The 23,969-nt window shown below is 46.6% G+C and carries 21 protein-coding genes; 7 read left to right on the forward strand and 14 right to left on the reverse strand.

Annotated elements, in window-relative coordinates:
- Positions 1-303: 303 nt before the first annotated feature.
- A complete protein-coding gene (locus D0A37_RS03130) occupies positions 304-1,899 on the reverse strand; it encodes a CPBP family intramembrane glutamic endopeptidase (RefSeq protein WP_242720938.1) in 1,596 nt (531 codons plus the stop codon).
- Between the two features lie 322 nt (positions 1,900-2,221).
- On the opposite strand from D0A37_RS03130, the gene D0A37_RS03135 reads away from it, so the two are divergent.
- Complete coding sequence (locus D0A37_RS03135; protein WP_242720940.1) at positions 2,222-3,583, forward strand: histidine phosphatase family protein; 1,362 nt, start codon at positions 2,222-2,224, stop codon at positions 3,581-3,583.
- Positions 3,584-3,864: 281 nt separating this feature from the next.
- On the opposite strand, the gene D0A37_RS03140 is transcribed toward D0A37_RS03135, so the two are convergent.
- Positions 3,865-4,008 carry a hypothetical protein gene (locus tag D0A37_RS03140; protein ID WP_242720943.1) on the reverse strand — a complete coding sequence of 48 codons (144 nt, stop codon included), beginning with the start codon at positions 4,006-4,008 and terminating at the stop codon, positions 3,865-3,867.
- A 25-nt stretch (positions 4,009-4,033) separates the two neighbouring features.
- On the opposite strand from D0A37_RS03140, the gene D0A37_RS03145 reads away from it, so the two are divergent.
- The 3 genes from D0A37_RS03145 (at position 4,034) to D0A37_RS03155 (ending at position 6,562) form a co-directional block, all read left to right on the forward strand.
- A complete protein-coding gene (locus tag D0A37_RS03145) occupies positions 4,034-5,347 on the forward strand; it encodes a dihydroorotase (RefSeq protein ID WP_242720945.1) in 1,314 nt (437 codons plus the stop codon).
- Positions 5,348-5,473: 126 nt separating this feature from the next.
- Positions 5,474-6,229 (forward strand): 4'-phosphopantetheinyl transferase family protein, encoded by a 756-nt coding sequence (locus D0A37_RS03150; protein ID WP_242720946.1) that lies wholly within the window; start codon positions 5,474-5,476, stop codon positions 6,227-6,229.
- 180 nt (positions 6,230-6,409) lie between these two features.
- Positions 6,410-6,562, forward strand: a complete 153-nt coding sequence (locus tag D0A37_RS03155) for a hypothetical protein (RefSeq protein ID WP_242720949.1) — start codon at positions 6,410-6,412, stop codon at positions 6,560-6,562.
- Between the two features lie 111 nt (positions 6,563-6,673).
- On the opposite strand, the gene D0A37_RS03160 is transcribed toward D0A37_RS03155, so the two are convergent.
- The 3 genes from D0A37_RS03160 to D0A37_RS03170 form a co-directional block, all read right to left on the reverse strand.
- Complete coding sequence (locus D0A37_RS03160) at positions 6,674-7,414, reverse strand: winged helix-turn-helix domain-containing protein (protein WP_242720951.1); 741 nt, start codon at positions 7,412-7,414, stop codon at positions 6,674-6,676.
- A 115-nt stretch (positions 7,415-7,529) separates the two neighbouring features.
- Entirely contained in the window at positions 7,530-7,688 is a 159-nt protein-coding gene (locus D0A37_RS03165) for a hypothetical protein (RefSeq protein ID WP_242720953.1), read from the reverse strand.
- A gap of 123 nt (positions 7,689-7,811) precedes the next feature.
- Positions 7,812-7,964 (reverse strand): hypothetical protein, encoded by a 153-nt coding sequence (locus D0A37_RS03170; RefSeq protein WP_242725875.1) that lies wholly within the window; start codon positions 7,962-7,964, stop codon positions 7,812-7,814.
- Here D0A37_RS03170 and D0A37_RS03175 point away from each other — a divergent pair.
- Entirely contained in the window at positions 7,953-8,699 is a 747-nt protein-coding gene (locus D0A37_RS03175; RefSeq protein WP_242720955.1) for a creatininase family protein, read from the forward strand. The genes D0A37_RS03170 and D0A37_RS03175 overlap by 12 nt on opposite strands.
- Positions 8,700-8,852: 153 nt before the next feature.
- Here the strand turns inward: D0A37_RS03175 and ndk are convergent, their stop codons facing one another.
- Positions 8,853-9,302, reverse strand: a complete 450-nt coding sequence (ndk, locus tag D0A37_RS03180) for a nucleoside-diphosphate kinase (RefSeq protein WP_242720958.1) — start codon at positions 9,300-9,302, stop codon at positions 8,853-8,855.
- Between the two features lie 638 nt (positions 9,303-9,940).
- On the opposite strand from ndk, the gene D0A37_RS03185 reads away from it, so the two are divergent.
- The gene (locus D0A37_RS03185) at positions 9,941-10,699 is read left to right on the forward strand and encodes a hypothetical protein (protein WP_242720960.1); all 759 of its coding nucleotides are present in this window, start codon (positions 9,941-9,943) and stop codon (positions 10,697-10,699) included.
- A gap of 1 nt (position 10,700) precedes the next feature.
- Here the strand turns inward: D0A37_RS03185 and proB are convergent, their stop codons facing one another.
- From proB to ltrA, 8 genes are all read right to left on the reverse strand, one after another.
- Positions 10,701-11,873 carry a glutamate 5-kinase gene (gene proB / locus D0A37_RS03190; protein ID WP_242720962.1) on the reverse strand — a complete coding sequence of 391 codons (1,173 nt, stop codon included), beginning with the start codon at positions 11,871-11,873 and terminating at the stop codon, positions 10,701-10,703.
- Between the two features lie 68 nt (positions 11,874-11,941).
- On the reverse strand, positions 11,942-12,463 hold the full coding sequence (locus D0A37_RS03195; RefSeq protein ID WP_242720964.1) for a YqeG family HAD IIIA-type phosphatase: 522 nt from the start codon (positions 12,461-12,463) through the stop codon (positions 11,942-11,944).
- Between the two features lie 149 nt (positions 12,464-12,612).
- Entirely contained in the window at positions 12,613-13,737 is a 1,125-nt protein-coding gene (gene mltG, locus D0A37_RS03200) for an endolytic transglycosylase MltG (RefSeq protein ID WP_242720966.1), read from the reverse strand.
- 247 nt (positions 13,738-13,984) lie between these two features.
- Positions 13,985-14,563, reverse strand: coding sequence for a DUF3727 domain-containing protein (locus D0A37_RS03205; protein WP_242720968.1), 579 nt, complete (start codon positions 14,561-14,563; stop codon positions 13,985-13,987).
- A 312-nt stretch (positions 14,564-14,875) separates the two neighbouring features.
- A complete protein-coding gene (ruvX, locus tag D0A37_RS03210) occupies positions 14,876-15,334 on the reverse strand; it encodes a Holliday junction resolvase RuvX (protein WP_242720970.1) in 459 nt (152 codons plus the stop codon).
- A 250-nt stretch (positions 15,335-15,584) separates the two neighbouring features.
- Positions 15,585-16,916, reverse strand: coding sequence for a GNAT family N-acetyltransferase (locus D0A37_RS03215; RefSeq protein WP_242720973.1), 1,332 nt, complete (start codon positions 16,914-16,916; stop codon positions 15,585-15,587).
- A gap of 191 nt (positions 16,917-17,107) precedes the next feature.
- Positions 17,108-18,289: a coenzyme F420-0:L-glutamate ligase gene (locus D0A37_RS03220; protein WP_242720975.1), complete on the reverse strand. Its 1,182-nt coding sequence runs from the start codon at positions 18,287-18,289 to the stop codon at positions 17,108-17,110.
- Between the two features lie 393 nt (positions 18,290-18,682).
- On the reverse strand, positions 18,683-20,530 hold the full coding sequence (gene ltrA / locus D0A37_RS03225; protein WP_242720977.1) for a group II intron reverse transcriptase/maturase: 1,848 nt from the start codon (positions 20,528-20,530) through the stop codon (positions 18,683-18,685).
- A gap of 1,746 nt (positions 20,531-22,276) precedes the next feature.
- On the opposite strand from ltrA, the gene D0A37_RS03230 reads away from it, so the two are divergent.
- The gene (locus D0A37_RS03230; protein WP_242720979.1) at positions 22,277-23,524 is read left to right on the forward strand and encodes a hypothetical protein; all 1,248 of its coding nucleotides are present in this window, start codon (positions 22,277-22,279) and stop codon (positions 23,522-23,524) included.
- Positions 23,525-23,969 lie beyond the last annotated feature (445 nt).

Here is a 23,969-nt window from a genome sequence, read left to right on the forward strand (position 1 = left end):
TGTCAACTTCCGTTCGGTACGATCGCCCGGGTGAGTCTCTCAATCATCAGCCGACAAGATATTACTTCCATGTTAAACCCTGTTTTTCCGCTCAAGTAAGGAACGGGGGCCCGTCGAGCTGGATCTGTGGCTGATATTACAGATTAGGGTGAACCCGCCCCTAATGAAATTCCGGTTATTTTACCGGACTACATATCAGGGGCGCACCGAGCACCCTACTGCTGTTTTTGGCAAGAGTCGATCGCCCTGACGATCGCTCTCAAAAAAACTCGGTTAATTCACAATTATTAACAACCGCCCGAATTAACTCGCGCCGCCGCCCAAAAGAAACAGACTCAGGAGAGTACCGCTGTTCCAAAGACTGTGGAGAAGCATAGGAGCAAGGAGATTGCGCGATCGCGTGTACACAAACCCCAAAACCGCACCCAAAGTCGCCAAAGGCAGAATCTCAGAGACACTCAAGTGAGCCACAGCAAACAAGAAAGCAGAAGCTGCGATCGCCCCCCAAACAGGCAAATAGCGAGTCAGAGAAGGCAGCAGAAAGCCTCGAAACACGATTTCCTCAAAAACCGGAGCCGCGATCGCAGCAGTGCCGAAAAACACCACCAAGGCCACGTTGTCCCTACCTTCAAGAACGATCGGCAAAATCGGATTACTGCCACCTTGTCCCTGCCACAATTGCTGATTAATCAGCGACACTAAAACTACCAAAGGCAAAGCAACAAAATAGCCGCCAAATCCCCACAAAAACCAACTTCCCCGCCAATTAATCCGAAACCAACCTTCAGGCAAAGGCAAAAAAGACTTGACCGAAAAATACAGTACCGAAAGCCCCCCAGCCGACAGCAACAAATAAGTAGCAAAGATATAAAAAGCCTTGTCGCGCGGGTCAAAAGTAGCAGGATTGAGTTTTAAAACAGCCAGAGAAACAGGCAGCAACAAATAGGGAATCAAGATTTGGCCGACAAAGAAAAAGCCGACCACAAGCACCTGCCAAACAATCTCACCGTCCCAAGGCACATCCCAAGTCAAGCTCGCATTTCGCGCCAACAGCGGCCCCGAATCTGCTTTCTCTAACTGCTTCCGCTGCAACAGCCACTGCACGGTCAAACCAACCAGCAAAACCGTACCAATACAAAGTGATATCGCCGGAACGCCAACGACAATTGCCAACTTTTCTACAGCTTGCTCAGCCGTTACTTGCTCTGCTGCTTGCAGCGCCACCAGGTCTTTAGAACGTTCTTGCAGCTTGTAAAGTTGAGCTAGAGCGCGATAGCGAAACCAGCCCTCCAAAGACTTTTGAATGCGCGGCTCGGCATCCGGCAGCAGTTGAGCCGGATTGCTCCAAATTCCTGTTAAAACTTGAGCAGTTTCCACCGAAGAATCGTCATCAGTTTTAGTTGGGTAGCGCTCAACTAAATTTTTCCAAGTTTGAAGCGCCGCCTCAGTTTTGCCACTGCTTGCCTGCAAAATTCCTAAACGCAAGTCAAGTTCGTTTAGCAGCCCTGACTGTTGCTTGATCGACTCTGACGCCGCCTTATTTTGAGCCAAACTCAGAGTATTATCATCAGACTTAGAGGCGATGGCAGACTGAATTTCTTTAACTTGTGCTTGACTTGTTTCGAGAGTTTTGCGAGTCGAGTCTCGCGCTTCTTGATATTGCGTCAAAGCCGTATTTAAAGGATCTGCACCGACAATATTGTTGCGCGCCGAACTTAAATTAGTAGAACTCTGATTATTTTCTCCTTGCCACTCCGAGGCGTGCAGCAGCAAATTTGTCTGGTAGAGTTCCAGCCGGCTTTGAATTTGCGGCTGGTTCCAACTAGCAAGTAAAGATAAACCGACCAGGGCGATCGCGATCGCCGTTAAAATACCTAAAATAACCCGCTTCAGTGTCATTCCTGCTTTTCCGTCCCGCGCGAATCCGTGGCTAAATCTTTTCCGTCTTTAATCATAGGTCGTTGCAGACGAGAGTATCCCGACAACTGGTAAAATTTCACTGGCTCATCTTTTTGACTCTCCTCAACAAGACTTACGCCACAAATCCTCGCTCCGCCATGTATGCGTAAGGTTCACACCTTAGCCCAACGGTGCTGATGGCGCACGCTACAGGAGTAGTGCGGCCTAAGCACCCGCGATGTATGAGGTAATATCTGCACAGCGCACCCGCAGCGGGGTAGCAGGCTAAATCTAAAATCTAAAATCTAAAATCTAAAATCGAATGACTCGCATTATCTTAGTCCGTCACGGCAAAAGCACCTACAATCAAGAACGCCGCATCCAAGGCCGCCTCGATAAATCAATTTTGACCGAAGCAGGCCGCAGCGCCGCCCTGCAAGTAGGCGACACACTCAGCAGTATCGCCTTTGATGCCATCTATACCAGTCCCCTGCAACGAGCCAAAGAAACAGCGGAAATCATCCTGTCGCGCTTGACAAATCCGCCACAACTCCAGCCAACTGATAGTTTGATGGAAATCGATTTGCCTCTGTGGGAAGGAATGTTGCGCCAAGATGCGATCGACAAATTCCCCGAAGCATATCAGCAGTGGCAAAAACAGCCAGACAAATTTTCCATGAAACTGCCATCTGTGGATGGCGAAATCGAACACTTCCCCGTATTGGCAATTTTTGCTAACGCCCGTCATTTTTGGCAAGAACTTTTATCGCGCCACCGGGACGGCACAATTCTAGTAGTAGGTCATAACGGAATCAACCGCGCTCTCATAGCTACAGCGTCAGAAATTAACCCGAATTACTACCAATCTATTCAGCAGTCAAATTGCGGCATTAGCGTCCTTAATTTTGGATATTCCCCTGTTACCACCGACGAGCCAGGAGAGCCAAAAAAGAAAGTTCCAGTTCAATTAGAATCCCTGAATTTAACTTCCCATACCGGGGAAATTTTTCCCAAACCGAGGGACGGACACCAAGGCCCGCGCTTGTTGCTGGTGCGTCACGGCGAAACCGACTGGAATAAAGCAGGTAAATTTCAGGGACAAATTGACGTGCCTCTAAACGATAACGGCCGCGAACAATCCCGGCGAGCAGCAGAATTTCTCAAGGATGTAAAATTAGACTTTGCGATTAGCAGTTCGATGCTGCGCCCGAAAGAAACTGCGGAAATTATTCTCAAATATCACGGCGGTTTGCAACTGGAACTGCGCGATGAGTTGAGAGAAATCAGCCACGGACTTTGGGAAGGAAAGTTTGAATCAGAAATCGAACAATCCTATCCTGGTTTGCTACAGGAATGGAAAACATCTCCTGAAACAGTCCAAATGCCCGAAGGAGAGAATTTGCAGCAAGTTTGGCAGAGAGCGATCGCAGCTTGGCGAGAAATCGTACAATCAGTTTCTGGTACTGGGATTGTCGTTGCTCACGACGCCATTAACAAAGCAATTCTCTGCCACCTATTCGGTTTAGAACCCGAACATTTCTGGAAATTCAAACAAGGAAACGGAGCCGTTAGCGTGATTGATTATCCCCACGGCCCCGATGGTTTGCCGGTATTGCAGGCGATGAATGTCACAACTCATTTGAGCGGCGGCGTTTTTGACAAAACAGCAGCCGGAGCACTGTAAATCGGTAAAGTGCTGGGCGCGAACCCGTAGATGTATGACCGGTCTGCTGTTTGATGACGATTAGGCCTTTGATCCCCCCTAGCCCCCCTTAAGAAGGGGGGAAAAGAAGCCTTCTCAAAGTCCCCCTTTTTAAGGGGGATTTAGGGGGATAGAGACTCGTGTCAAAGCGAAATTTATCAAAGCTTTTAGGCCTAAGTTAACACCACTGCCCACCGCTACGACTACCCGCCTGAAAAATGTTTGAATTTTGATAACAACCGCGCCCGACGTTTAGGAAGTTCTTAACTGCTCAAACTAATGGGGTGGATTGCTTCTTCCTTCTTCCTTCTTCCTTCTTCCTTCTTCCTTCTTCCTTCTTCCTTCTTCCTTCTTCCTTCTTCCTTCGTGTCCTTCGCGTCTTCGCGGTTCCATCTTCCATATTCCATCTTCTATATATTTGAATCTTAAGTTATGAGCCGCGAACTGCTACAAAATGTACGAGTGCTAGATCCAGTTTCAGGGAGCGATCGCATCGCTGATATTCTGATTGCTGAAGGTAATATCAAAACAGTCGAAGAAAAAATTGCTGAGTTTCCTGCTGACACCCAAGTGCGGGATTGCCAAGGACTGATTTTGGGGCCGGGGTTAACTGATATCTACAGTCACAGCGGAGAACCGGGTTTTGAGGATCGGGAAACCCTGGAATCTTTGATGCAGGCTGCGGCGGCTGGGGGTTTTACGCGAGTGGCGATTTTGCCGGATACCTCGCCACCTGTTGACAATTTGGCCGGTTTAGCTTTGTTGCAGCAACATATCCGCAATTTGTCGCCCGGGCTGCCCCACTTGTATTTTTGGGGCGCGCTGACAGCGGGCGTTAAAGGGCAGCAGATGGCGGAGTTGGGCGAGCTGGCCTCCTCTACGGTGGTGGGTTTTGCAGACGGTTTGCCGCTGTCTAATCCGGCTCTGGTGAGGCGTTTGCTGGAGTATATCAAGCCTTTGGGCAAGTCGGTGGCTTTGTGGCCGTGCGATCGAACTTTGGCAGGAAATGGCGCGGTGAGAGAGGGTGCGGTGTCAGTGCGCTTGGGTTTGCCTGGAATTCCGGCGAGTGCGGAAACTTCGGCTTTGGCGGTAATTCTGGAGTTGGTGGCATCTGCGGGAACTCCAGTGCACATCATGCGCGTTTCTACGGCGCGTAGCGTGGAATTGATTCGAGATGCCAAGGCGCGGGGTTTGCCGGTGACTGCGAGTGTGACTTGGATGCACTTGCTGTTGAATGTCGGGGCAATTTCAGGCAACTCTAAAGATTCCGGCGGGAAAAATGCTCTGACTGCTTCGTTGCCCTACGATCCGAATTTACGCCTAGAACCGCCGTTGGGCAATCTCAGCGACCTATTAGCGTTGATTCAAGCTGTGAAAGATGGCGTAATTGATGCGATCGCGATCGACCACAAGCCGCATACTTATGAGGAGAAAACTGTGGCTTTTGCTGATAGTCCGCCCGGGGCGATCGGCTTGGAATTGGCTTTGCCTTTACTGTGGCACGGACTGGTAGAAACCGGCGAATTTTCCGCTTTAGAACTGTGGCGACTTTTGAGCGCAGGCCCTGCCGTTTGTCTCGGACAAACCCCCCTCACGGTTGCACCGGGAGTTTCTGCTGAGTTGATTTTGTTCGACCCGAAAATGAGTTGGACTGTTGACGGGTCAAGTCTGAAGTCGCGATCGGCAAATACGCCTTGGTTGGGACAGCAATTAGCGGGAAAAGTTGTGCAAACTTGGGTGTATTGACGGTTGGAATTGGGACTTATTTAACGAACCGCGAAGGGCGCCAAGGGCGCGAAGGAAGAGAAAGAAGGGAAAGAAGAAGAGGGGTAATTTGGTAAGTGGAAGCTTTTGATCTGGCAAGGTAAATACATGATTGCTGTTGTTCCTCCGTGGAATTCTCCACCACTAGACTTGACATTGGATCTGGGCGAAATTCATGTTTGGCGCGTGTCTCTGGCTCAAACAGAATCTTGCTTGCAGAGTTTACAAGAGACTCTCTCTACGGACGAGCGGACAAAAGCCGAGGCTTTTCACTTTCCCAAAGGTCGATCGCAATTTATTGTGAGTCGTGGCGCCCTCAGAGCGATTCTGAGTCGCTATCTTAACATAAATTCTCACATTTTGCGCTTTGACTACAATCCCTACGGCAAACCTTCTCTCATCGCCGCCCAAGGTGGAAATACCCTGCGTTTCAATGTGTCACACTCGGGCGGAATAGCTCTAATTGCGATTACCAAAAATCGAGATATTGGTGTTGATATTGAAGGCATAAATACCAACTTTCCTTGCCTGGAAATTGCTAAAAACTTTTTTTCACCCTTAGAAAACTCTGTGTTGCTTTCGCTCCCAGAGCATCTCCAACCCAGAGCATTTTTCACCTGCTGGACTCGCAAAGAAGCCTATATCAAAGCAGTCGGTAAAGGACTTTCTATTCCCCTGAATCAGTTTGATGTCAGCCTCGCACCAGGAGAACCTGCGGCGCTGTTAAATGTTGAAGACAACCCCGAAGAAGCATCGAGATGGTCTTTAATGGAATTAATTCCGAGTCCAGATATGGTGGCGGCTGTTGCGGTTGCAGGAGATTGCTCGAAACTTTATTGTTGGCAGTGGACAGGGGAGTTTTGATTTATATCAATTCCGGTTGCACCGGAATTATTGTTGACTGTTGACTGTTGACTGTTGACTGTTGACGGGCGGGTCGAAAACTGAATGGTTGAGTGTTAACTGTTGACTCGATTTTATTATTCCGATGCAACCGGAAACGATATTATGCTGAGATGTTGCACCATTCTCAATAAGCTTTTTATGAATAGGCAAGATGCCTGTTCCACAAGAAATTCACTCTTTGTGGAACAGGCATCTTGCCTGTTCTTGAGAATGGTGCAAGATGTGAGTTTATATCGATCGCCCACGGTAAAAGATAACGGCAACGGTCAATACAATAGATCTACGGGTTGAGCCTTCAAGCTCTTGGATTGCGAACTCTACATAGACAAATAAGGACACAACAATGTTGTGTCCCTACGTTTATTCGACTCCAACTTGCAATCCTACAACTGATTTAAAAATTCAACCAAATCGATAGCCGAACCCACGTACCGTAATAATATATTCCGGTTGGCCCGGATCGACTTCCAACTTTTCGCGTAGCCAACGGATGTGAACGTCAACTGTTTTGCTGTCTCCGATAAAATCTTGACCCCAAATTTTTTCCAGCAACTGATCACGAGACCAAACTCGCCGGGGATAACTCATAAATAGTTCTAGTAAGCGAAACTGTTTAGGAGAAAATTTCACTTCCAGACCCCGAACCAACACGCGGCACTCTTCAGGATACAGAGTTATGCTTTTATATTGCAGCGTCCTCGGTTCCGGTAAGCGACCGAGGCGCTGGCGTCGCATCAGCGCCCGACAGCGAGCGATAAACTCCCGCATTCCAAAAGGCTTGGTCAGATAATCATCCGATCCGGCTTCTAGATAAAAAGCGCAATTGTTGGCACTTCCTCTAGCACCTATAATCAAAATAGGGACGGGATTGCCTTGATGCCGTAACATTCGACACAGATCCAAACCGTTAATTGAATCCATAATTAACAGGTTAAAGCTCCCTTCACCGTGGTATGACGAAGAAGCCTGTACAGAAGGCAGAGCGTTGCGCCCGTCGCTAGTAACCACCACCTCGTAGCCCTGTTCTTTAAGGGCTAAAGCTAGCATTTCCCGCAACAGATCTTCACCTTCCAATAACAAGATACGGCCGGCTTGTCCAACAGCCAACCTTGAAGGACTTTCGCTTAATTCAGCAGAAGACATAAATATAAGTGGGAGTGATGTTTGTATGTGGCTAGCGCGAGGTGCCTTCTTCAGTAGCTGAGGCACTCTCACGCGGAGATCGCTTGTACGAACGATCGCTCGAAAGTTCGATCGCTCAGAATCTTTCGCCCGTCCATCCCACAGACACGCGTTCGACTTTTGCTACTTGCTCATGTAAGGAATACAGCCGTAGAGCAGTTGCCGGAACCGCGCTGTCTGCCTGCGTCCAGGCCTCAGAAGTCTGGTCATTTTTCGGGGTCGGTGTTAATTTCATAAAACATTGCCCGCTGTTAATTGACCACGTAACACCCAATCAATAGGGAGATGTTAGTTATACTACTCTTAAAAGGTTATTAAAAGGTAAAATTTTGGTTATCAAGTGGTTAAATTATTAACGTTAAGTAATATAACGGTAAAAGTGCGATCGCACTGTAGAGCTTTTTTTAAGAATACAATAATAAGTTCCCCCAAATTCCTTTTTCTTGCCGTGCCGGCTACGATCGACCATAGCAAGTAAAAATTCTGTAGACTGCCTATCATGTTGCTGCATTTGAGTACCTGGCCCGAGGTAGAAGCTTATCTCGAAAGCTCCCGAGGCATAATTATCCCGATCGGCTCCACCGAACAGCACGGGCCCACCGGCTTGATCGGGACTGACGCCATTGCCGCCAAGGCGATCGCCGGCGGTGTCGGCGAAGCTGCCAATGCCTTAATCGGCCCGACAATTAATGTAGGCATGGCTTTGCACCACACCAGCTTTCCCGGCACAATCAGCTTCCGACCGCAGACGCTGATACTGGTAATCAGGGACTACATCACATCTTTGGCAAAAGCTGGATTTGAGAAATATTTCTTCATCAACGGTCACGGCGGCAACATTGCCACCATGAAAGCAGCATTTTCCGAGACATACGCCCATTTGTCAGACTTGAATTTGCCGAATGCCGATCGAATCCAGTGTCAAATCGGCAATTGGTTCATGTGCGGTTCAGTGTACCAACTAGCCAAAGAATTGTACGGAAACCAAGAAGGTTCCCACGCCACCCCCAGCGAAATCGCCTTAACCCAGTACCTTTATCCAGAAGCAATCAAGCAAGCTCCGCTTTCGGAAGAAGTCGCTTCCGGGCACAAAATTTACGGTGCTACTGACTTCCGCCGCCGATTTCCCGACGGGAGAATGGGTTCAAATCCCGGCTTAGCAACCCCCGAACACGGTCAACAGTTTTACGAATTAGCAGTCAAAGAATTGACTAATAATTATTTGGAGTTTTTAAGTTCCGATTAACGTTTTTTATTCTCGTTACTAGCAATAGCTGGGTAACAAGTAAAAAAGTCAAACTCTTCTATATTTTAGAGTTATGAGTGAGTCTGCGATAGGAGAGTTTATCTGTTTGAGAAAAGCTATATCTCCCGATTAACCATCGGGAGAATATCAACATTACTCCACAATCCAAGGAGTTAAACAAGGTGTCCAAGCACTCAATTCTTCTTCCTTGAACCACAGGCTAATTTCCGCATTGGCAGTTTCCACAGCATCAGAACCATGAATAATATTGCGACCGACATTCACAGCCAAATCGCCGCGAATTGTCCCCGGTTCTGAATTCAGAGGATTTGTTGCGCCAATCATTTTCCTCGCCGAGGCCACAACGCCGTCGCCTTCCCACACCATCGCCACCATCGGCCCGGAAGTGATGAAGTCTACCAGTCCCGCAAAAAAGGGTCTTTCTTTATGTACGCCATAATGCTGTTCGGCAAGTTCGCGACTCGCCGTCATTAGCTTCATGCCAACTAGCTTAAAGCCTTTGGCTTCAAAACGACCGATAATTTCGCCGACGAGTCCGCGCTGTACGCCGTCGGGCTTAATCGCTAAAAAAGTCCGTTCCAAGATTAACTCCTATAATTGTGTCAACTGATCCAAAAGATAGAGTAACTCAGAACGCACATAAAGGCAATTCTGGGAATTGGAAATTGTCATTTTGAGACTTATGGCCGAAGGAAGAAGGAATAAGGAATAAGAACAGGGAAGAGGAAAGAGGGAAGAAGCAATAAAAGCAAGGGTTAAAGAAACCCGGTTTCTACGATAAATCTGGGTTTAGCAGCGAGGAATCTGCCAAGAAACCGGGTTTCTAGACCCCTATGTGTCTAGGACTGATTTGCATGGCTCCCCTGGATTTTGTAAAAAGCATTTTTTAGGAGTGCGAGCAGGATGCTCACTTGCCTAGATAAGCTAATCAGCCTTTAAATGGTCTGTAAAGAAATAATCAAACTATTGTGGGGTCGCTTTGAGCAACGCCCGAAATATGTAATTTAAATGTAGAACATTTTATTTCTAGCGAACAAGATGCTCAAACTTCTGGCCCAATATGATACAAGTCACAATTTCCTGTGACTGCAAACACTCTTACCTATGATATCAAATACAAATATGTATGATGATAAACACAATTATTTAGGCGCGAAAATATAGATAATTAACGGATGTATGAAGATTATCTTGACAGCAACCATTCAGGCGAAAAAAGTATGAAAGGCATTGTAGCATTCATTGAACCTAAAAAACAAGAGTTTGCAAAATTGCCATTGTTTGACTTTCTAGCCAATAAACAGATTCACGCGAATCAACGACTAATTTTTGCACCTGTACTCGCTCCTTTGGCTGTGGGATTGAGCGATTTAAATAAATATGTACTGCGAGAATCTTCTAGTAATAACAAAGTTCAGGAACTAATTAATAAATATACTTATAAAAAAAACTATTACTGGCACGACTATCTAGAATACCTAGAGGAACTGGGCTTAAATCAGTTAATGAGTTACGGCGACTTCAGACTGCTTTGGGGTGAAGAAACTAAAAAAACTCGATCGCTTTGTTCAGTGATCGAACGCTATGCTTGGAAAGCTTCTCCCATTCAGAAACTCGTGTTAGTGGAAGTCCTCGAAGGAACTGCCCAAGTTTTTTTTGAGGCGGCGCTAGCAGTGGTAATGGAATTACAGAAAATTAACCAAAAAGAATCTGTTGATTTTGGAGGATCTTATGGGGGTTTAGAAAATTATCACCTTTTAAACACGCCAGAGATGTTGCAAATTTTAGCAGAGGTCAAACTTACTGATGCGGAATACCAAGCAGCTTTAGAATTAGCAAAAAATTTATTTGAACTGTTTACAGAATCGATGAACGAGCTATTCCGACACAGCCAAACCAATTCTTGCAAGACGGTGCTGCAAATATCCTCAATTTCTGCCTTCGCTCATTGCCCGATCGACTGTCTCGATATTGGGTAGTTTAAACAATCACTAAATTATCCCGGTGTACCGCCGTTTCTACGCCTGCATAGCCTAAAATCTCAGCAATTTTCTCTGACTTGCAGCCCTGGATTTGTCTCAATTCTAAACTGTTATAATTCACAAGCCCTCTACCAATTTGCTTGCCGGCTGCATCGCACAACTGCACGGAATCATCAGCTTGAAATTCTCCTTCTACTTGAGCAATACCCGCAGCTAAAAGCGATTTTCCGCCGTGGGAAATTGCCTTGACAGCACCGGCATCTAAATATAGTTTTCCGGCAGGAATTAGCACGTTAGCTATCCAGTGCTTGCGAGCGTTTACAGGGCGCGGTTGAGGCTCGAATTGAGTACCGATCGACTCTCCGTTAAGTATTTTCTCGATATTACCAGGAAAGCAGCCGTCAGTGATGACTGTACGCACTCCCGATGCAGTTGCTATTCTCGCCGCTTCAATTTTTGTCACCATTCCGCCGGTTCCCCAACCGCTGCGGGAATCTCCTGTTTGCACCTGAAATTCTGTGAGCTGTGCCATACTTTGGACGAGGGCGATCGGCTGCGCGTCGGGATTGCTGCGCGGATCTGCGGAATACAGCCGATCGACATCTGTGAGCACAAACAACCAATCTGCTTCTACCAAACTCGCTACTAGCGCCGAAAGCGTATCGTTATCGCCAAATTTGAGCTCGTCTACCGCTACTGTATCGTTTTCATTGACGATCGGAATCACGCCCAATCTGAGCAGTTGCTGAAAAGTATTGCAAGCATTAACATAACCATTACGCTGCACTAAATCGCCCCTGGTGAGCAATACTTGAGCGATCGGCTGTTGTAGAGTAGTAAACAAGTCATCGTACACCCGCATCAGCCGCCCTTGGCCCACAGCCGCCACAGCCTGTTTCATAGCAATATTTCGCGGGCGTTCCGTCAAACCCAAGCGCGCGCAGCCCACCCCAACCGCACCCGAAGAAACCAAAACTACTCGATGACCTTGCTGCCGCAAACCGGCTAAAATTTCGACTAATGCAGCAATAGTTGAAAGAGCTAAGTTTCCGGTAGTCGATCGAGTCAGAGTCGAAGTTCCAATTTTAACAACAATAGTTTTAGTCTGTTGTCTGTTGACTGTTGACTGTTGACTGTTGACTGTTGACTGTTGACTGTTGTCTGTTGCCATTAGTTACCAATTCCCAATTCCTAATTCCTAATTACCAATTCCCAAGGCCTCATGCCCCATGCCCAATTTTAATCTTTAATTTTCAGAGAAGCTCCCAAAACTTGAGAAACCCAAACTTCAAAAGAGCGCACCGGATACTTGCGAAGCGCATACCCAGCATCAACCATTGGTTCCACTAAAATAGTAAACATACCCAAACGATTGCCAGCTAAAACATCAGTAAAAAGTCGATCGCCCACCATCGCCACCTGTTCCACCGGCAAATTCATTGCAGCCACTGCTGTTCGCAGCTTGCGGCGCGACGGCTTAGCCGCACCTGTAATGTAAGGTAGATTCAAAGAATCAGCAATTCGACCGATCCGAGTCTGGCTTAAATTATTACTCGCCAACCACAGCGATACCACGGGTTTAATTTCTTGCACCCACAAACTGAGTTCAGGAGAAGCATTCATTGCCGTAATGGGAACGAGAGTTTCGTCCACATCCAAAACTAATCCTTTAATCTGATATTTTTGCAGAATATCTACCGTTAAATTCACGACCGAATTGCCTAGAACTAAGTCAGGCTGTAATAGTTTACCCCAAGTCATAATGATTTTAGGTTTTAGATTTTAGATTTTAGATTGACACATAAGAAATTGGGAGTTAAAGATTGAAAAAGTAAAAAATCAAAAGTGAATAATTATGGCTTTTTCTTTGTTACTTTTGACTTTTTACTTTTTTATTAGTGATTGCCCATCTATGGATTCAATCGCAACTGCTGGTCAACTTTAGCAATAGCAGCATCGTGTTCCGCCTGCGTGCGGCTAAAAATGTGAGTGCCGTCGTATCGAGCCATAAAATACAGGTATTCTGTCTTTTCTGGAGTCAGAGTCGCTTCCAGACTTGCTATTCCCGGAGCTGCGATCGGAGTTGGCGGCAGGCCTACATTAATATAAGTATTGTAAGGAGAAGGCGTTTCCACCTGCTTGAAAGTCAAAGGCTTCTCCTTCGTTTGCCTAATGCCGAGGGCGTATTCAACCGTCGGGTCAGAACCCAAGGGCATACCCTTATTCAGACGGTTGTTGAATACCCCTGAAATGCGATTGCGCTCGCCCGCCACCACAGCCTCTTTTTCCACAATACTCGCCAGCGTCACCCACTCTTTCAAATCCAGCTTAGTATTCTTCTGATTCTTTTGATAGATCGGCAAAGCCAACTGCTCGAAACGACCGAGCATTTGCTTGATGACAGCTTGCGGGGTAATTGCATCGCCGTCTAGCTGATAAGTATCCGGGTACAAAAACCCTTCCAAATGAGGCAATCCGCTGGGTAGCCAAGGGTACTGAGCGTAGGGAACTTGACTCGCGACAGCCATAAAATCCTTAGCCGGAAAAAAGCCTTGCGCTTCAAAATAAGCGCTCATTTGTTGTAGCGACCACCCTTCGGGAATCGTGAAACTCTGCTGTACAACTTCGCCCTTCCAAATTTTGTCAGCAACTGCACTCAGAGGCTGAGTCGGCGACAGTTGGTAAGTTCCTGCTTGAAAACCTCCCTCGCGGTTTTGCAGAGTCAGCCAGCGGGCCCACATATTCCATGCCGAGCTCGATCGAATTAACCCCGCAGCCTCTAAATCCCGGCCGATTTTTTGACTGGGAGTACCCTCCGGGATTTGGATCGAAACAGCAGCATCTTCTGCCGGATTCCCCGATGAGGATGTGATTTTAGGCGGCGCCGAAGCCCAGCTCCACCAAGCCCAGCCTTGCCAAGCGCAAACGCCCCAGATTGCCGGCAGCAACGCCAGATAAAACAACCATTTAGAGACTTGCGAAGTACCTTTTCTTCCCTCGCGCGCGTTGCCTTTTGTCAGTTGTTGTTTACTCATAGTCCGTTGTCCTCGATAAGCGGCGGTTAACTAGCGACTAATGACTGATGACCTACGATTGATGACCGAAAAGTTACGAATACAAGCCCTTTTAAAGACCCAATTCACGCGGCCCAATTCAAAAGCCCGATCGCGAAGGCAGAAGCGGCCATCTAGAAAAAGTTCGATCGGGCGAGCAGTTTACTTTTTTATAAAATAGTAAAAAATTCTGCTTTTTGCCATCAGACCTTGTGCCTGCAATTAATATCTAATCCAGCTCGTCAAAGAACTGGTCTTCCAGCATAGGTAACATCGGTTCCAGCCTTTGGAACTCTTCTTCTGATAGCAATTCTGGCGTGCCGTCATCATTCATGCGAGCCAAGATAAAGAACGGGTCTAGAGGCGTATAAATCGCATATTCCTGTTCTTCGTGGTAGAAGCTGGTCAGCCACATCAGTTCCTCGAACTCGGACTCCTCATCTGGATCGACATCGGATGCCATATCCTCTTCGGGAAATTCCGGCAATTCGCCAACCACAGTCAGCGTCACCGCTGTGCGTCGGAGTGTCAAGTTCTGCTCTTGCAGGACAACTTTAGCGGTATCAAAAATTTTGTCAATTTCTGTTTCGTCTTCTACAGGAATTGCTGCTTCGTCGTTATCGTCTCCGTGCCAGGTAAAAATTTCTACTGGCGAGTCAATTGGCAGCAGCAAAGCGTATTCTTCACCTTCTAGGTTCATAGAATATTCTATGTTGCAAGTCAGCGATCGCCCAACTTCATCCGTCAAGGTGACGGACTCTTCGTTGGAATTGCCATTTTCTTTTTTGCGGTATGGGGATGAGGACATCGCGTGTATCTTATTTTCCGTCAATAATTCAGTAACGTTGGCTTGACAATTGGGAATTTTCGTGGCGATATTCTGGCTAAGTGGGCGATCGCCAGTCCACAAGCTTAAACCGCGAGACTCGCGGCCTTTTCCACAGGCGAGGAGTGCAGCGTTTAAATGTCAGTCGAGTCAGCAAGCGACACTGAGGACAAATCACGATTTTGTGCTTCTTCACTACCGAGGGTACAGCAGAATTTTCTCCAGTTTGTCAAGGGTTACAGGTGTGCGTAGCAAACTTGCACAACCAGGATATCACGCCTCTGTTACAAGCTATCAAGGATTGGGAAGGGCGGAGATATTTTGCCTTCGCTCGTCTAGCCACTGCTGCAAAATCAGGGCTGCTGCTTTGCGATCGATCGCACCCTTATTTTGCGACACCGAAATCCCTTGTGTTTTCATCAATTCCTCGGCCTCAACCGAAGTCAGGCGCTCGTCCACGTATTCTAGGGGGAGCTCTAAGGCTGTGGCGATGCGAGTAGCATATTTCTGCACTTGTCGGGCTTGAGCGCCTAATTCTCCGTTCAGGGAGTAGGGCAAGCCTGCAACCAAAATTTCCACTCTCCGCTCTCGCACGAGCTCTCGGAGATAAGCTACGTCTCGCTCGAAGGACGATCGTACCAGTGTTGTAATGCCTGTAGCTATTAAACCGGTGCCGTCACATCCGGCGATGCCGACTCGTTTGAGGCCGATATCTAATCCTAGTGCTGAAATCCATAATTTATCGTTGGACATTATCAATCAAGCAATTTTAGATTTTAGATTTTAGATTTTAGATTTACTTCTTTGTTAGTTACCGATTTTTTTTTAACGAACCGCGAAGACGCTAAGGACGCGAAGAAAGAAGAGAAGATAGGTAATCTTAAGTTGATATTAATCAAAAGCAGAAGGGATATTTTGGGAAGATGACAGAAAAAAAGTAATTTATTGGATGATTAATTTTCTTTTTTTCTGCCTTCTACCTTTTACCTTCTGCTTTCACTTATTAAGAATTGAGTTCTCCCGGCCAGCCGCCGTCTAGAGGCAACTCTGGCAGATTTAAAGGCAAAATGCTGCTGCCATCAGTTGCTGCTGATTCGGAATTTTGGCCGCCCAAGGGGTTAACTTGATTCGTTTGACTGTTTCCTGAGTCAGCCAACAGAGGTTTAATCTCACAGGACGGGTGCCCTGCTGTTGCTTCCCCAGCCATCGGGCCGAGCCAGGACATCCGGCCCGGTACGGGTTTGCGAGTTGGCTGGAAGCTCTGCAACATTTCTGATAGCTGGAGTCCTTCGAGAGAGACTAACTTGGACTCGCGCAATTTGTGCCACACCGATCGAGACATCAGCAAACTGTGTTCCACGCGCACTGCTCCAAATTGCTCTAAATAAGCTTCCCGCTCCGGCTGATAGTCAGCGGAAGCTAGTTGCAGGCTTTGAACTGGGAAATCTTGAACAAGGCGCGCCATCTGGGACAGCAGTTCCGGGTACAGCCAAGTGTAGGCCGGGTGTACCGTCAACTGGGCGACGTGCGGTTGCTGGCCGTTGCGGGATAGCTGCACCTGAAAATAACCGATCGCGGCTTTGCGCTGCGGTTCAAATACGTAACCGCTAACTACTTCTGTTTTGCCCAGCCACTGTCTGACACCTTCGATTAAAGCGCCGAAAAAACTGGTTTTGAAATCTTGAATGTGGCGATCGAATACTTGGCGCACCAGGGGCGGCATAGACGCGGTATCCAGTTGATAGAGCAACTGAGCGTCGGCGTTGCTAACAGGTAGCAGGTTGGGCAAATCTGGGGTCGAGTTGGCCATTTCTTGCAGGCGTTCTGGGGCGATCGTCCAGTAAGTCATCTGGGCCAAAGGCTGAAACCCGTTCTGCCGATACAAAGCCAAGGAAGTTTTGTCGCCGACATTCACTTCCAACAGCCATGTCCGCGCCTCCCAGACTGCCTCAAAGCAGTACCGCAGCAGCATTGAACCAATTCCTTTGCTGCGGGCTTCTGGGTCTACTCCTATGCGATCGATCCGCCAAGTGCTGCGGGTGCGGTTGAAAGGAGAAATCTGAATTATGCCCTTAACGGTCCCCTCTTCTTCGGCCACGTGGGCCCGAAACAGAGACTGACAAGGGTTGGGAAACAAGCTAAAAATCTTTAGCAGTCCGTACCAGCGGCGAATCTGCTGCAACTTTTTACCTAGCACCACGTCGCAGCTTGCGCCCTTGCGATTTTCTGGCTCTTCGGCTGTTTCCGCGCACAGTTGTTCCATCACCTCGATGTCGCGATACTGAAACGGGCGAATCACAACCGGGTTTTGGTTTTGGGAGGGAAATGAAGTCATAGCATAAAAGTGGAGAATGGAAATTTAAAAATAAAAATTCAGAAAGGGGAAGAGTTAGGGAAGTTTTTTGTTTTGAATGGGTAAATTTTGATTTCAAAACTTATAACTTTTGATTCTTCTCCCTTTCTTGCTCGATCGAAAATTAAAAATTGCCAATCATCTTTTTGAATTTTTAATTTTCAGTTTTCAACTCAAGATTTTTGTGGCAGAGGTCGAATTACAACGACCGGTGTTCGCTCGTCAGCATTCCCGGCGGGGTTGCTACGTAAGGCTTGCTCTAAAAATGTTACCGATAAATCGGAGGTCGCTGCTAATATCTTAACTGCTTTCAAGTCATTAGCGTCTACGATCGCCGCCGCAAGTCCGGTTTCTCGTTGAATTTCTTCTACAACTTGCTGGGGATTGTCTGGGCCGAGGACAATAAATTGGTCGAAGGGAGGCAATGTCCCGGTAACGTCATCGATCAGCCTGGCTTGTTCCCCTGCTAGTTGGTAAAAGACTCCCGGTTGACCAAATATTTTAGCCACAGCGCCGATCGCAAATGCTGCTACTACGCGCCAAGGGCCTACTACATCAACCAACGTCTGCATTCCGCAAGCTGTGGCCAAACTCGACGTGGGCAAGAAAAACAAGCACACTCGCTTTGCCGCCCATCCGGGTTTGACTTCGCTGGGATGGCGGTAGCGTCCCTGCATCAAAGCTAAGGGAGTTTCTGCCAGGGCGACAATATCGCCTTTCTGGGCGCGCGGCAGCACGTACCGCTTGACAATTTCGACGGGATTGTCCAGTTCCGCCAGTATGTGAGTGCGAATCGGCAAGACTTCTGCAACTCCGACATTTCGGGCGATGGGTACGGTGTCGGAGTTGGGAAATTGCAGCGGGACTACTACGTTACGGACTTTGGGGATGCGCCCGCCTGGGCCGTAGGTGACGAAGTGTACTTGCACCCAAGCTGATTGCAATTTGGTTAAATCTTGCCCTTGAATGTCTACAGAGACTTTAATTTTCGTGTTTTTTTGGGCTTTAACAATATAGCCGAACCAGTAATCGTCTGCTCTGGCTGCTGCCTCTTTGTGGCAAGGAATCACCTTTGTCTGGGAAGTAACGCCATCTAAACTTCCGTCAGACAGCAGTTTCACCTGTGCCCGCACTTCTGGCAACATAACCTCAAACCGCTGTGTCAGGTTGCGGAACTCCATTTCCCCGACTAAAAGATAGCGGTTGGGTTCGGAGATGGCTAAGTGCCATTCTCCGGCTGTTAGTTCTAATTTATTTGGACTTCCAGTCCGGCGATAGTTCAACTCTAGGCCTAACCCGCCCAATGCTAGCAGCGAACCTGCTGCTGCGACTCCTGTTGCTAAAGTCTCGATCACTCTAATTACCGCCCATAATAATTTCTGTTTACTTTAGTCGATCTCTGTCACTTCGATCGACGATCCGGTAGTAATTGAAGTTTTGGGGGATGTTGGGGGCGATCGAACTTATGCAAGATTACACGTAAGTGCGATCGCGCGTCTGCGGTGGCGGGGTTGGAGAGTGGGATGGGCGATCGGGCTTTAACAACACCGAGAATTCATTTTGCAGTCGCTTCGGCAGTATATAAAGAGGTTTTCTCAATTATAATTCATATATTCAGTTTCAAAAACACCAAACCCACGAAATCGAATCTATGCGTGCAATCAAGCCTGAAGGGTAGGGTCGAGAGAAGATGTTACCATCTTCTCCCTCCCATTCGGAACCGTGCTTGCCACTTTCATAGCACACGGCTACTCGGGTGTACTCTTGTCATCTGAGGGCTTCCCCTTCTTCCGATTTGTTTGATGTTTCTTTCCTGAAGATACGAGTTTCAGGTTATGTTTCCTGATTAATTCCAAGTCGGTTTTAGTTTTAACATCGTGACAATGCCGATGCAATAGTTGAAGATTTTTGTACTCATCCTTACCTCCAATGGCTCTGGGGACGATATGGTCAACTTCCATTACATCTTCATTTCTGAAAGTAAATTCGCAATGAGAACATTTACCCTTCTGCTTTTTTAAGAGCAGTGCCAATCGACTTGACAATTCAGGATTTTTCCCCATCCTTGAACTCCAATAAACCAGGTCGCCATCGTAAGGACTTTTATCCCCTTTAACTTTCACATAGTCGGTGCTGCTACACTCGAATTCACTATGTTGTAGTAACCGAAGGGGGTTCGCTCCCTCTTCTCTGGTTGAGAATACCCAGTTATTACCGCCAATGGTGTGCCAATACAGTTGATGTCCTGCCTTGGTGTTTCCACAACGGCGTTTTGCCCAACGTCGAAGTTTCAGGTATGTGAGGTTATCTTGTTTAGAGAGTTCTCCAACGGTTCTTGCGTCAGAGTTTGTATAGAAAGAAGTCCATCCCCTTATTACAGGGTTTAAGTCTTTAATTAACGCCGCTTGTGGCGATGACCTGTGTTTTTTGATGATTCTTCCGATTTCCTCTTGGTGAGCCTTACTTGACTTCTTATTTGGGGTGATGAGTGTGTTAAAACCTAATATCTCACGGTGCGGACTTAAACTGCTCCGATGTTTTCCAGCAGGGTATTGTCTTATGTGATGACCTAAAAAGTCAAAACCAGCTTTACCATCCTCACTTAATTCATCCTTGAAAGTGTGAGTTAGCCTTGTCTTCTCAGGTTTTAATTCTAAACCCATGCCAACTAACCATTCCGAGATTATCTCTCGGCATCTTTGAACTACGAGCTTATCTTTGTGTATGACCACGAAATCATCAGCGTATCTGATGAAACTCAAGGAACCTACTTTATTTTGCCAGCTTTCTTGATGACCCCGTTTGTTTTGCAGGTCTATGGTTCTGGCATATTCCATGAGTGTATTCTCAAGCCCGTGGAGGGCAATATTTGCCAATAACGGAGAAATGACCCCGCCTTGTGGCGTACCCTCAGATGTAGCAGTGAACACTCCATCGTCAATTACTCCAGATTTTAGCCAGGATTTTACTTGTCTCCTGACTTTGCCTTTTATGTTCAACTTTTGGATTAGTTCATAATGGTTGATGCGGTCAAAACACTTTGCTATGTCTGCATCTAATACAAACTTCGCTTTATGTTGAATACAGAGTTTAATCTGCTTAATCGCATCGTGACATGACCTGCCGGGTCTAAAACCATAGCTGTTTGGCTCAAAAATTGCCTCCCATTCCGGCTCAAGTGCGGATTTTACTACGGCTTGTAAGGCTCTGTCGTACATTACAGGTATACCCAGTGGGCGTTTTTCATTACTTCCTGGTTTTGGTATCCAAACTCTTCTAGTTGGTTTGGATCTGCCAGTTAGCTTTAATTCCCTTGCCAGTTCTAGACGAGCTGCTGGGGATAGGCTTTTCACTCCGTCCACTCCTGCCGTCTTTTTACCAGTATTGTCCTGAGTGACCCTTCTTACTGACAAAATCCTATTAGACCAAGACCTCATCAGCGTCTTTTGAAGTTTACGAACTTTCTTGACATCTCCACAACGGTTAGCCGCGAAAATGCGTTTTTGCAACTTGAAAACATATCTTTCAGCTTGACGCCAATTGATATCCTTCCATCCCTCTGTATTTGTTGCCAAATCAGATTTAGGCTTGTCCATTACTAATTGCACCTTTTCACTTAATCACCTTCGCGGTTTACGTCAGCATATCCTGGGCATTACCCCATCCCTTTTTCGGCATTACCTGTTATTTCAGGTTAGGCATTAGCTTCTTAAACCATCCCAGCCTTTCGCAGCGTGTAGCCTGACAGCCTACCTCCACAATCGATTTGAAGAGGAGCATACAAAAGGATTACTTCGTTCCTACTATCCATTGATTAAATCCGTTAGGGTTCGTCTTCTCCGCCGGGGTTCTAGGTGGTGCGCTATCTCGGTATTAGAATCCTGATAGTCCTTACCCTTGTCAGATATTCCTGACCCAGAAGTTCAGATTTTTCTGACTAGCTTATATCCTCTGGTACCATATTACGACGGTTGTTTCGACAATTTGTTAGCTTGCGCTTCTACCCCACGACTTCATTACTTTCGCAATGATTCGGTTATAGGATTTTTGCTTGCGGTGTCGGTATTCAGCTATCCCGATAGCCCGCGTTCACCCTCGCTTTACACCAAGGTTGTCAATCTTTGTGTAGAGGAAACCAAATTTAACTCTGGTTCTCTGTGTGCTTTCAATCACGCACCATGATGTCAGGACTTGGTTTATTCTGGATTTTGGTTATGATGTTGGCGTGTACCTTCATCTTTCCCGCTTCCCCCTAGTTGTCTTGGCTAGATGCTCGACTAGGTTTCCTCACCTGCATGAATAGTAAGTTGTCATCGGCGAGGGATTAAAGTGCGAACTCCAACCTTGATTGGGTTTACCCCACCGTTGCTAGCCATCCCCCCTTTCGGGTTTCGGCTAAACGAATCGCACCTACTGATATAGTTTGCCCTTTAATCAGTGGCAATCATCTATTTAATCCAATTAAGGTAACTGTCAAGTCTCCCAAAACCTATCGCAAAGCCGTTTATCGCATAGCACAGTTTTTCCGTCGTGAGTTTGAGTATGATTTTGTTCAGTATGGTTATGAAGGCGAAGAAAAAGACCCCAATCATGTTGCATTTCTCTGGATCCTGAAGCTAAAGGCTATCCCAAAGAATTTAAAGTACCCTGTATTGGAGCCTGCTGCTTTAGACTTCGAGCTTCAGGTTACGCGATCCAGTGGATTTGGTTGCATCCATACTTGCGAAGACAGGGGCTGCTATCAGATACATGGGCTAAGTTTATTAATGAATTTGGAAATTTCCATGTTGAGCCTCCTTTGTCCGATGCAATGAAAGCGTTCCTGAAAAAGCATAATTATTTTTAGCTTCAATGAGTTGCTACCCTTATCTAGTGAAATTTAGAGTTTTTGACCCAGAAAGCGATTGCATATTTAGCCTTTTAGACCGTAAATCAGCAACGTCTACAAAACAAATCACTTAATTCAATAATTTAATACTTAAATTTTTCAAAAAATATAACGTTTTTCTTTTAAAAACGTTAATTTATAAGCTGGCACTCCACATTTTTTGAGAATATTTATTAATAATCATTTAATCTGTAAATAACTCTGTATACATGAGTTATTTTGCATCGCTAAGCTAAGACTGTTCCAGATGTGCGATCCTCTTCGAGGGCTTCGCTAACGCGCTCCTCCAGCTTCTTCCAGGTCGAATGAACAGCGAGCCGCTAGCGCCGTAGTGGTCAGTACCTGTGAGAATCTACTTCTTAAGTAACAGTCAAAATCTAGTTCTTAGGCAGTACATTTTCGGACAAGTATATAGTTAGCCTAGTAAATGTAGCAGTAATACCAAAGGATATCTATGACTGATAATAAGCAGCCTTTTAACCAACCTGAAGCAAATCCTGACTTCCAGGAAAAGAAAGTTGACAATAGCGAAAACCAGCAGCTTCAGGCTCAGACTAACGAAAACGCAGAATCACAGGAAGATCAATCATCAGGCTCAGGCATTGGCGCGAGAATAGCTGGAGCAGCAGTCGGTGGTATATTGGGTGCTCGCTCTGGAGGCATTGTTGGTGCTGTAGCAGGCTCAGTTGCTGGCGCTATGATTGGTAAAGGTACGGCTGATACTGTTAACCGTGCTGTAGATAATTTAGGGGATGCAGCACACGCTGTAGCAGACGGTATTACACACACTGTAGAAGAGCTAGGGACAGTAGTAAAGGAAACTGCTGAGGAAGTTAAACCATCTATCAAAGCTACAGCAGAAGCAGTCAAGGAGACTGTTGAGGAAACTAAGCCTTCGATTAAAGGTATAGCCGAATCTGTCAATGAGACAGTTAGGGAAGCCAAGCCTTCTGTAGTAGATGCAGTCAAGAGTGCATCCGAGGAAGTCAAACCTACCATTAGAGAAGTAAAAGATTCAGTCAAGCAGACAGTCGAAGGTGTCAAGCCTTCTATACAAAGTGCAGCGGACTCTATTAAGAGTACGGCGGATGAAGTTAAGCCTTCTGCCAAAGCTGTAGCTCAGGAAATTGAGGGTGCCACTAAGGATCTTAGATCGACTGTAAAAGATACAGCGAAGGCAGTGGAGCCATCTATAAAAAGTGCAGCCCAATCGCTTCAGTCATCTGGCAAGAGTGCAGCCGAATCAATCAAGTCATCTGCTCAAAGCGCAGCCGAATCTGCTAAAGGTGCAGCGCAGGATGTTAAGTCATCTGCCCAAAATGCAACCGAATCGGCTAAAGATGCAGCGCAGGATGTTAAGTCATCTGCCCAAAATGCAACCGGATCTCCTCAAGGTGTAGCGCATGATTTTAAATCATCTGCCCCAAATGCAGCCGGATCTGCTAAACCTGCGGTGCCTGATTTTAGGTCCGCGGCCCAAAATGCAACCGGATCTCCTCAAAGTGCAGCGCATGATTTTAAATCATCTACCCAAAATGCAGCCGAATCTGCTAAACGTGCAGCGCAGGATGTTAAGTCATCTGCCCAATATCTAGCCGAATCCGCCGCAGAGGAAAATAAGGATAGCGATATTCACATCTCCGGCAGTCCTGAACTCAAGGATCAAGTGGTCATTCATGACAAGAGAATCGTTAAGGACTAGGTAAACTAAGGGCTTAACTTCAGCTTATTAAAGCTAGCCCTAAGAGAGTTTAACAGAGAGTGGATCTTAGAAAAGAGTCCACTCTTTTCTGTTTAGGAGGAATGCGATCGCCTATGGTTTAGCGCAGAGTATATTTATTGAGGAACTCTCTCCCTCAAGAAGGAGATATTTCGTTCCTAGTTGATAATTAGGTTGTAGCCATTTGTCGTAACTGCTCAGAGCGCGCCACTTAATATTTCCTTAGATAATTATGAATTTTTCCCCCGACCTACTGAGAGGGAAACTTTGTTTGGCGCTAAAATTGTTAAGGCTTTGATTGTTGTGGCTCTTGGGGGCGAAGATACGGAAATATTTGTGTTGGAGGCGAACAATTGCTCCACTACTGGCAGAAGTGGTTAAAACGGCTAAAGTTATTTCTAGAAAAAGGTGCTTGATAAATCAAGAA

Source organism: Microcoleus vaginatus HSN003, assembly GCF_022701255.1.
Lineage (GTDB): Bacteria > Cyanobacteriota > Cyanobacteriia > Cyanobacteriales > Microcoleaceae > Microcoleus > Microcoleus vaginatus_B.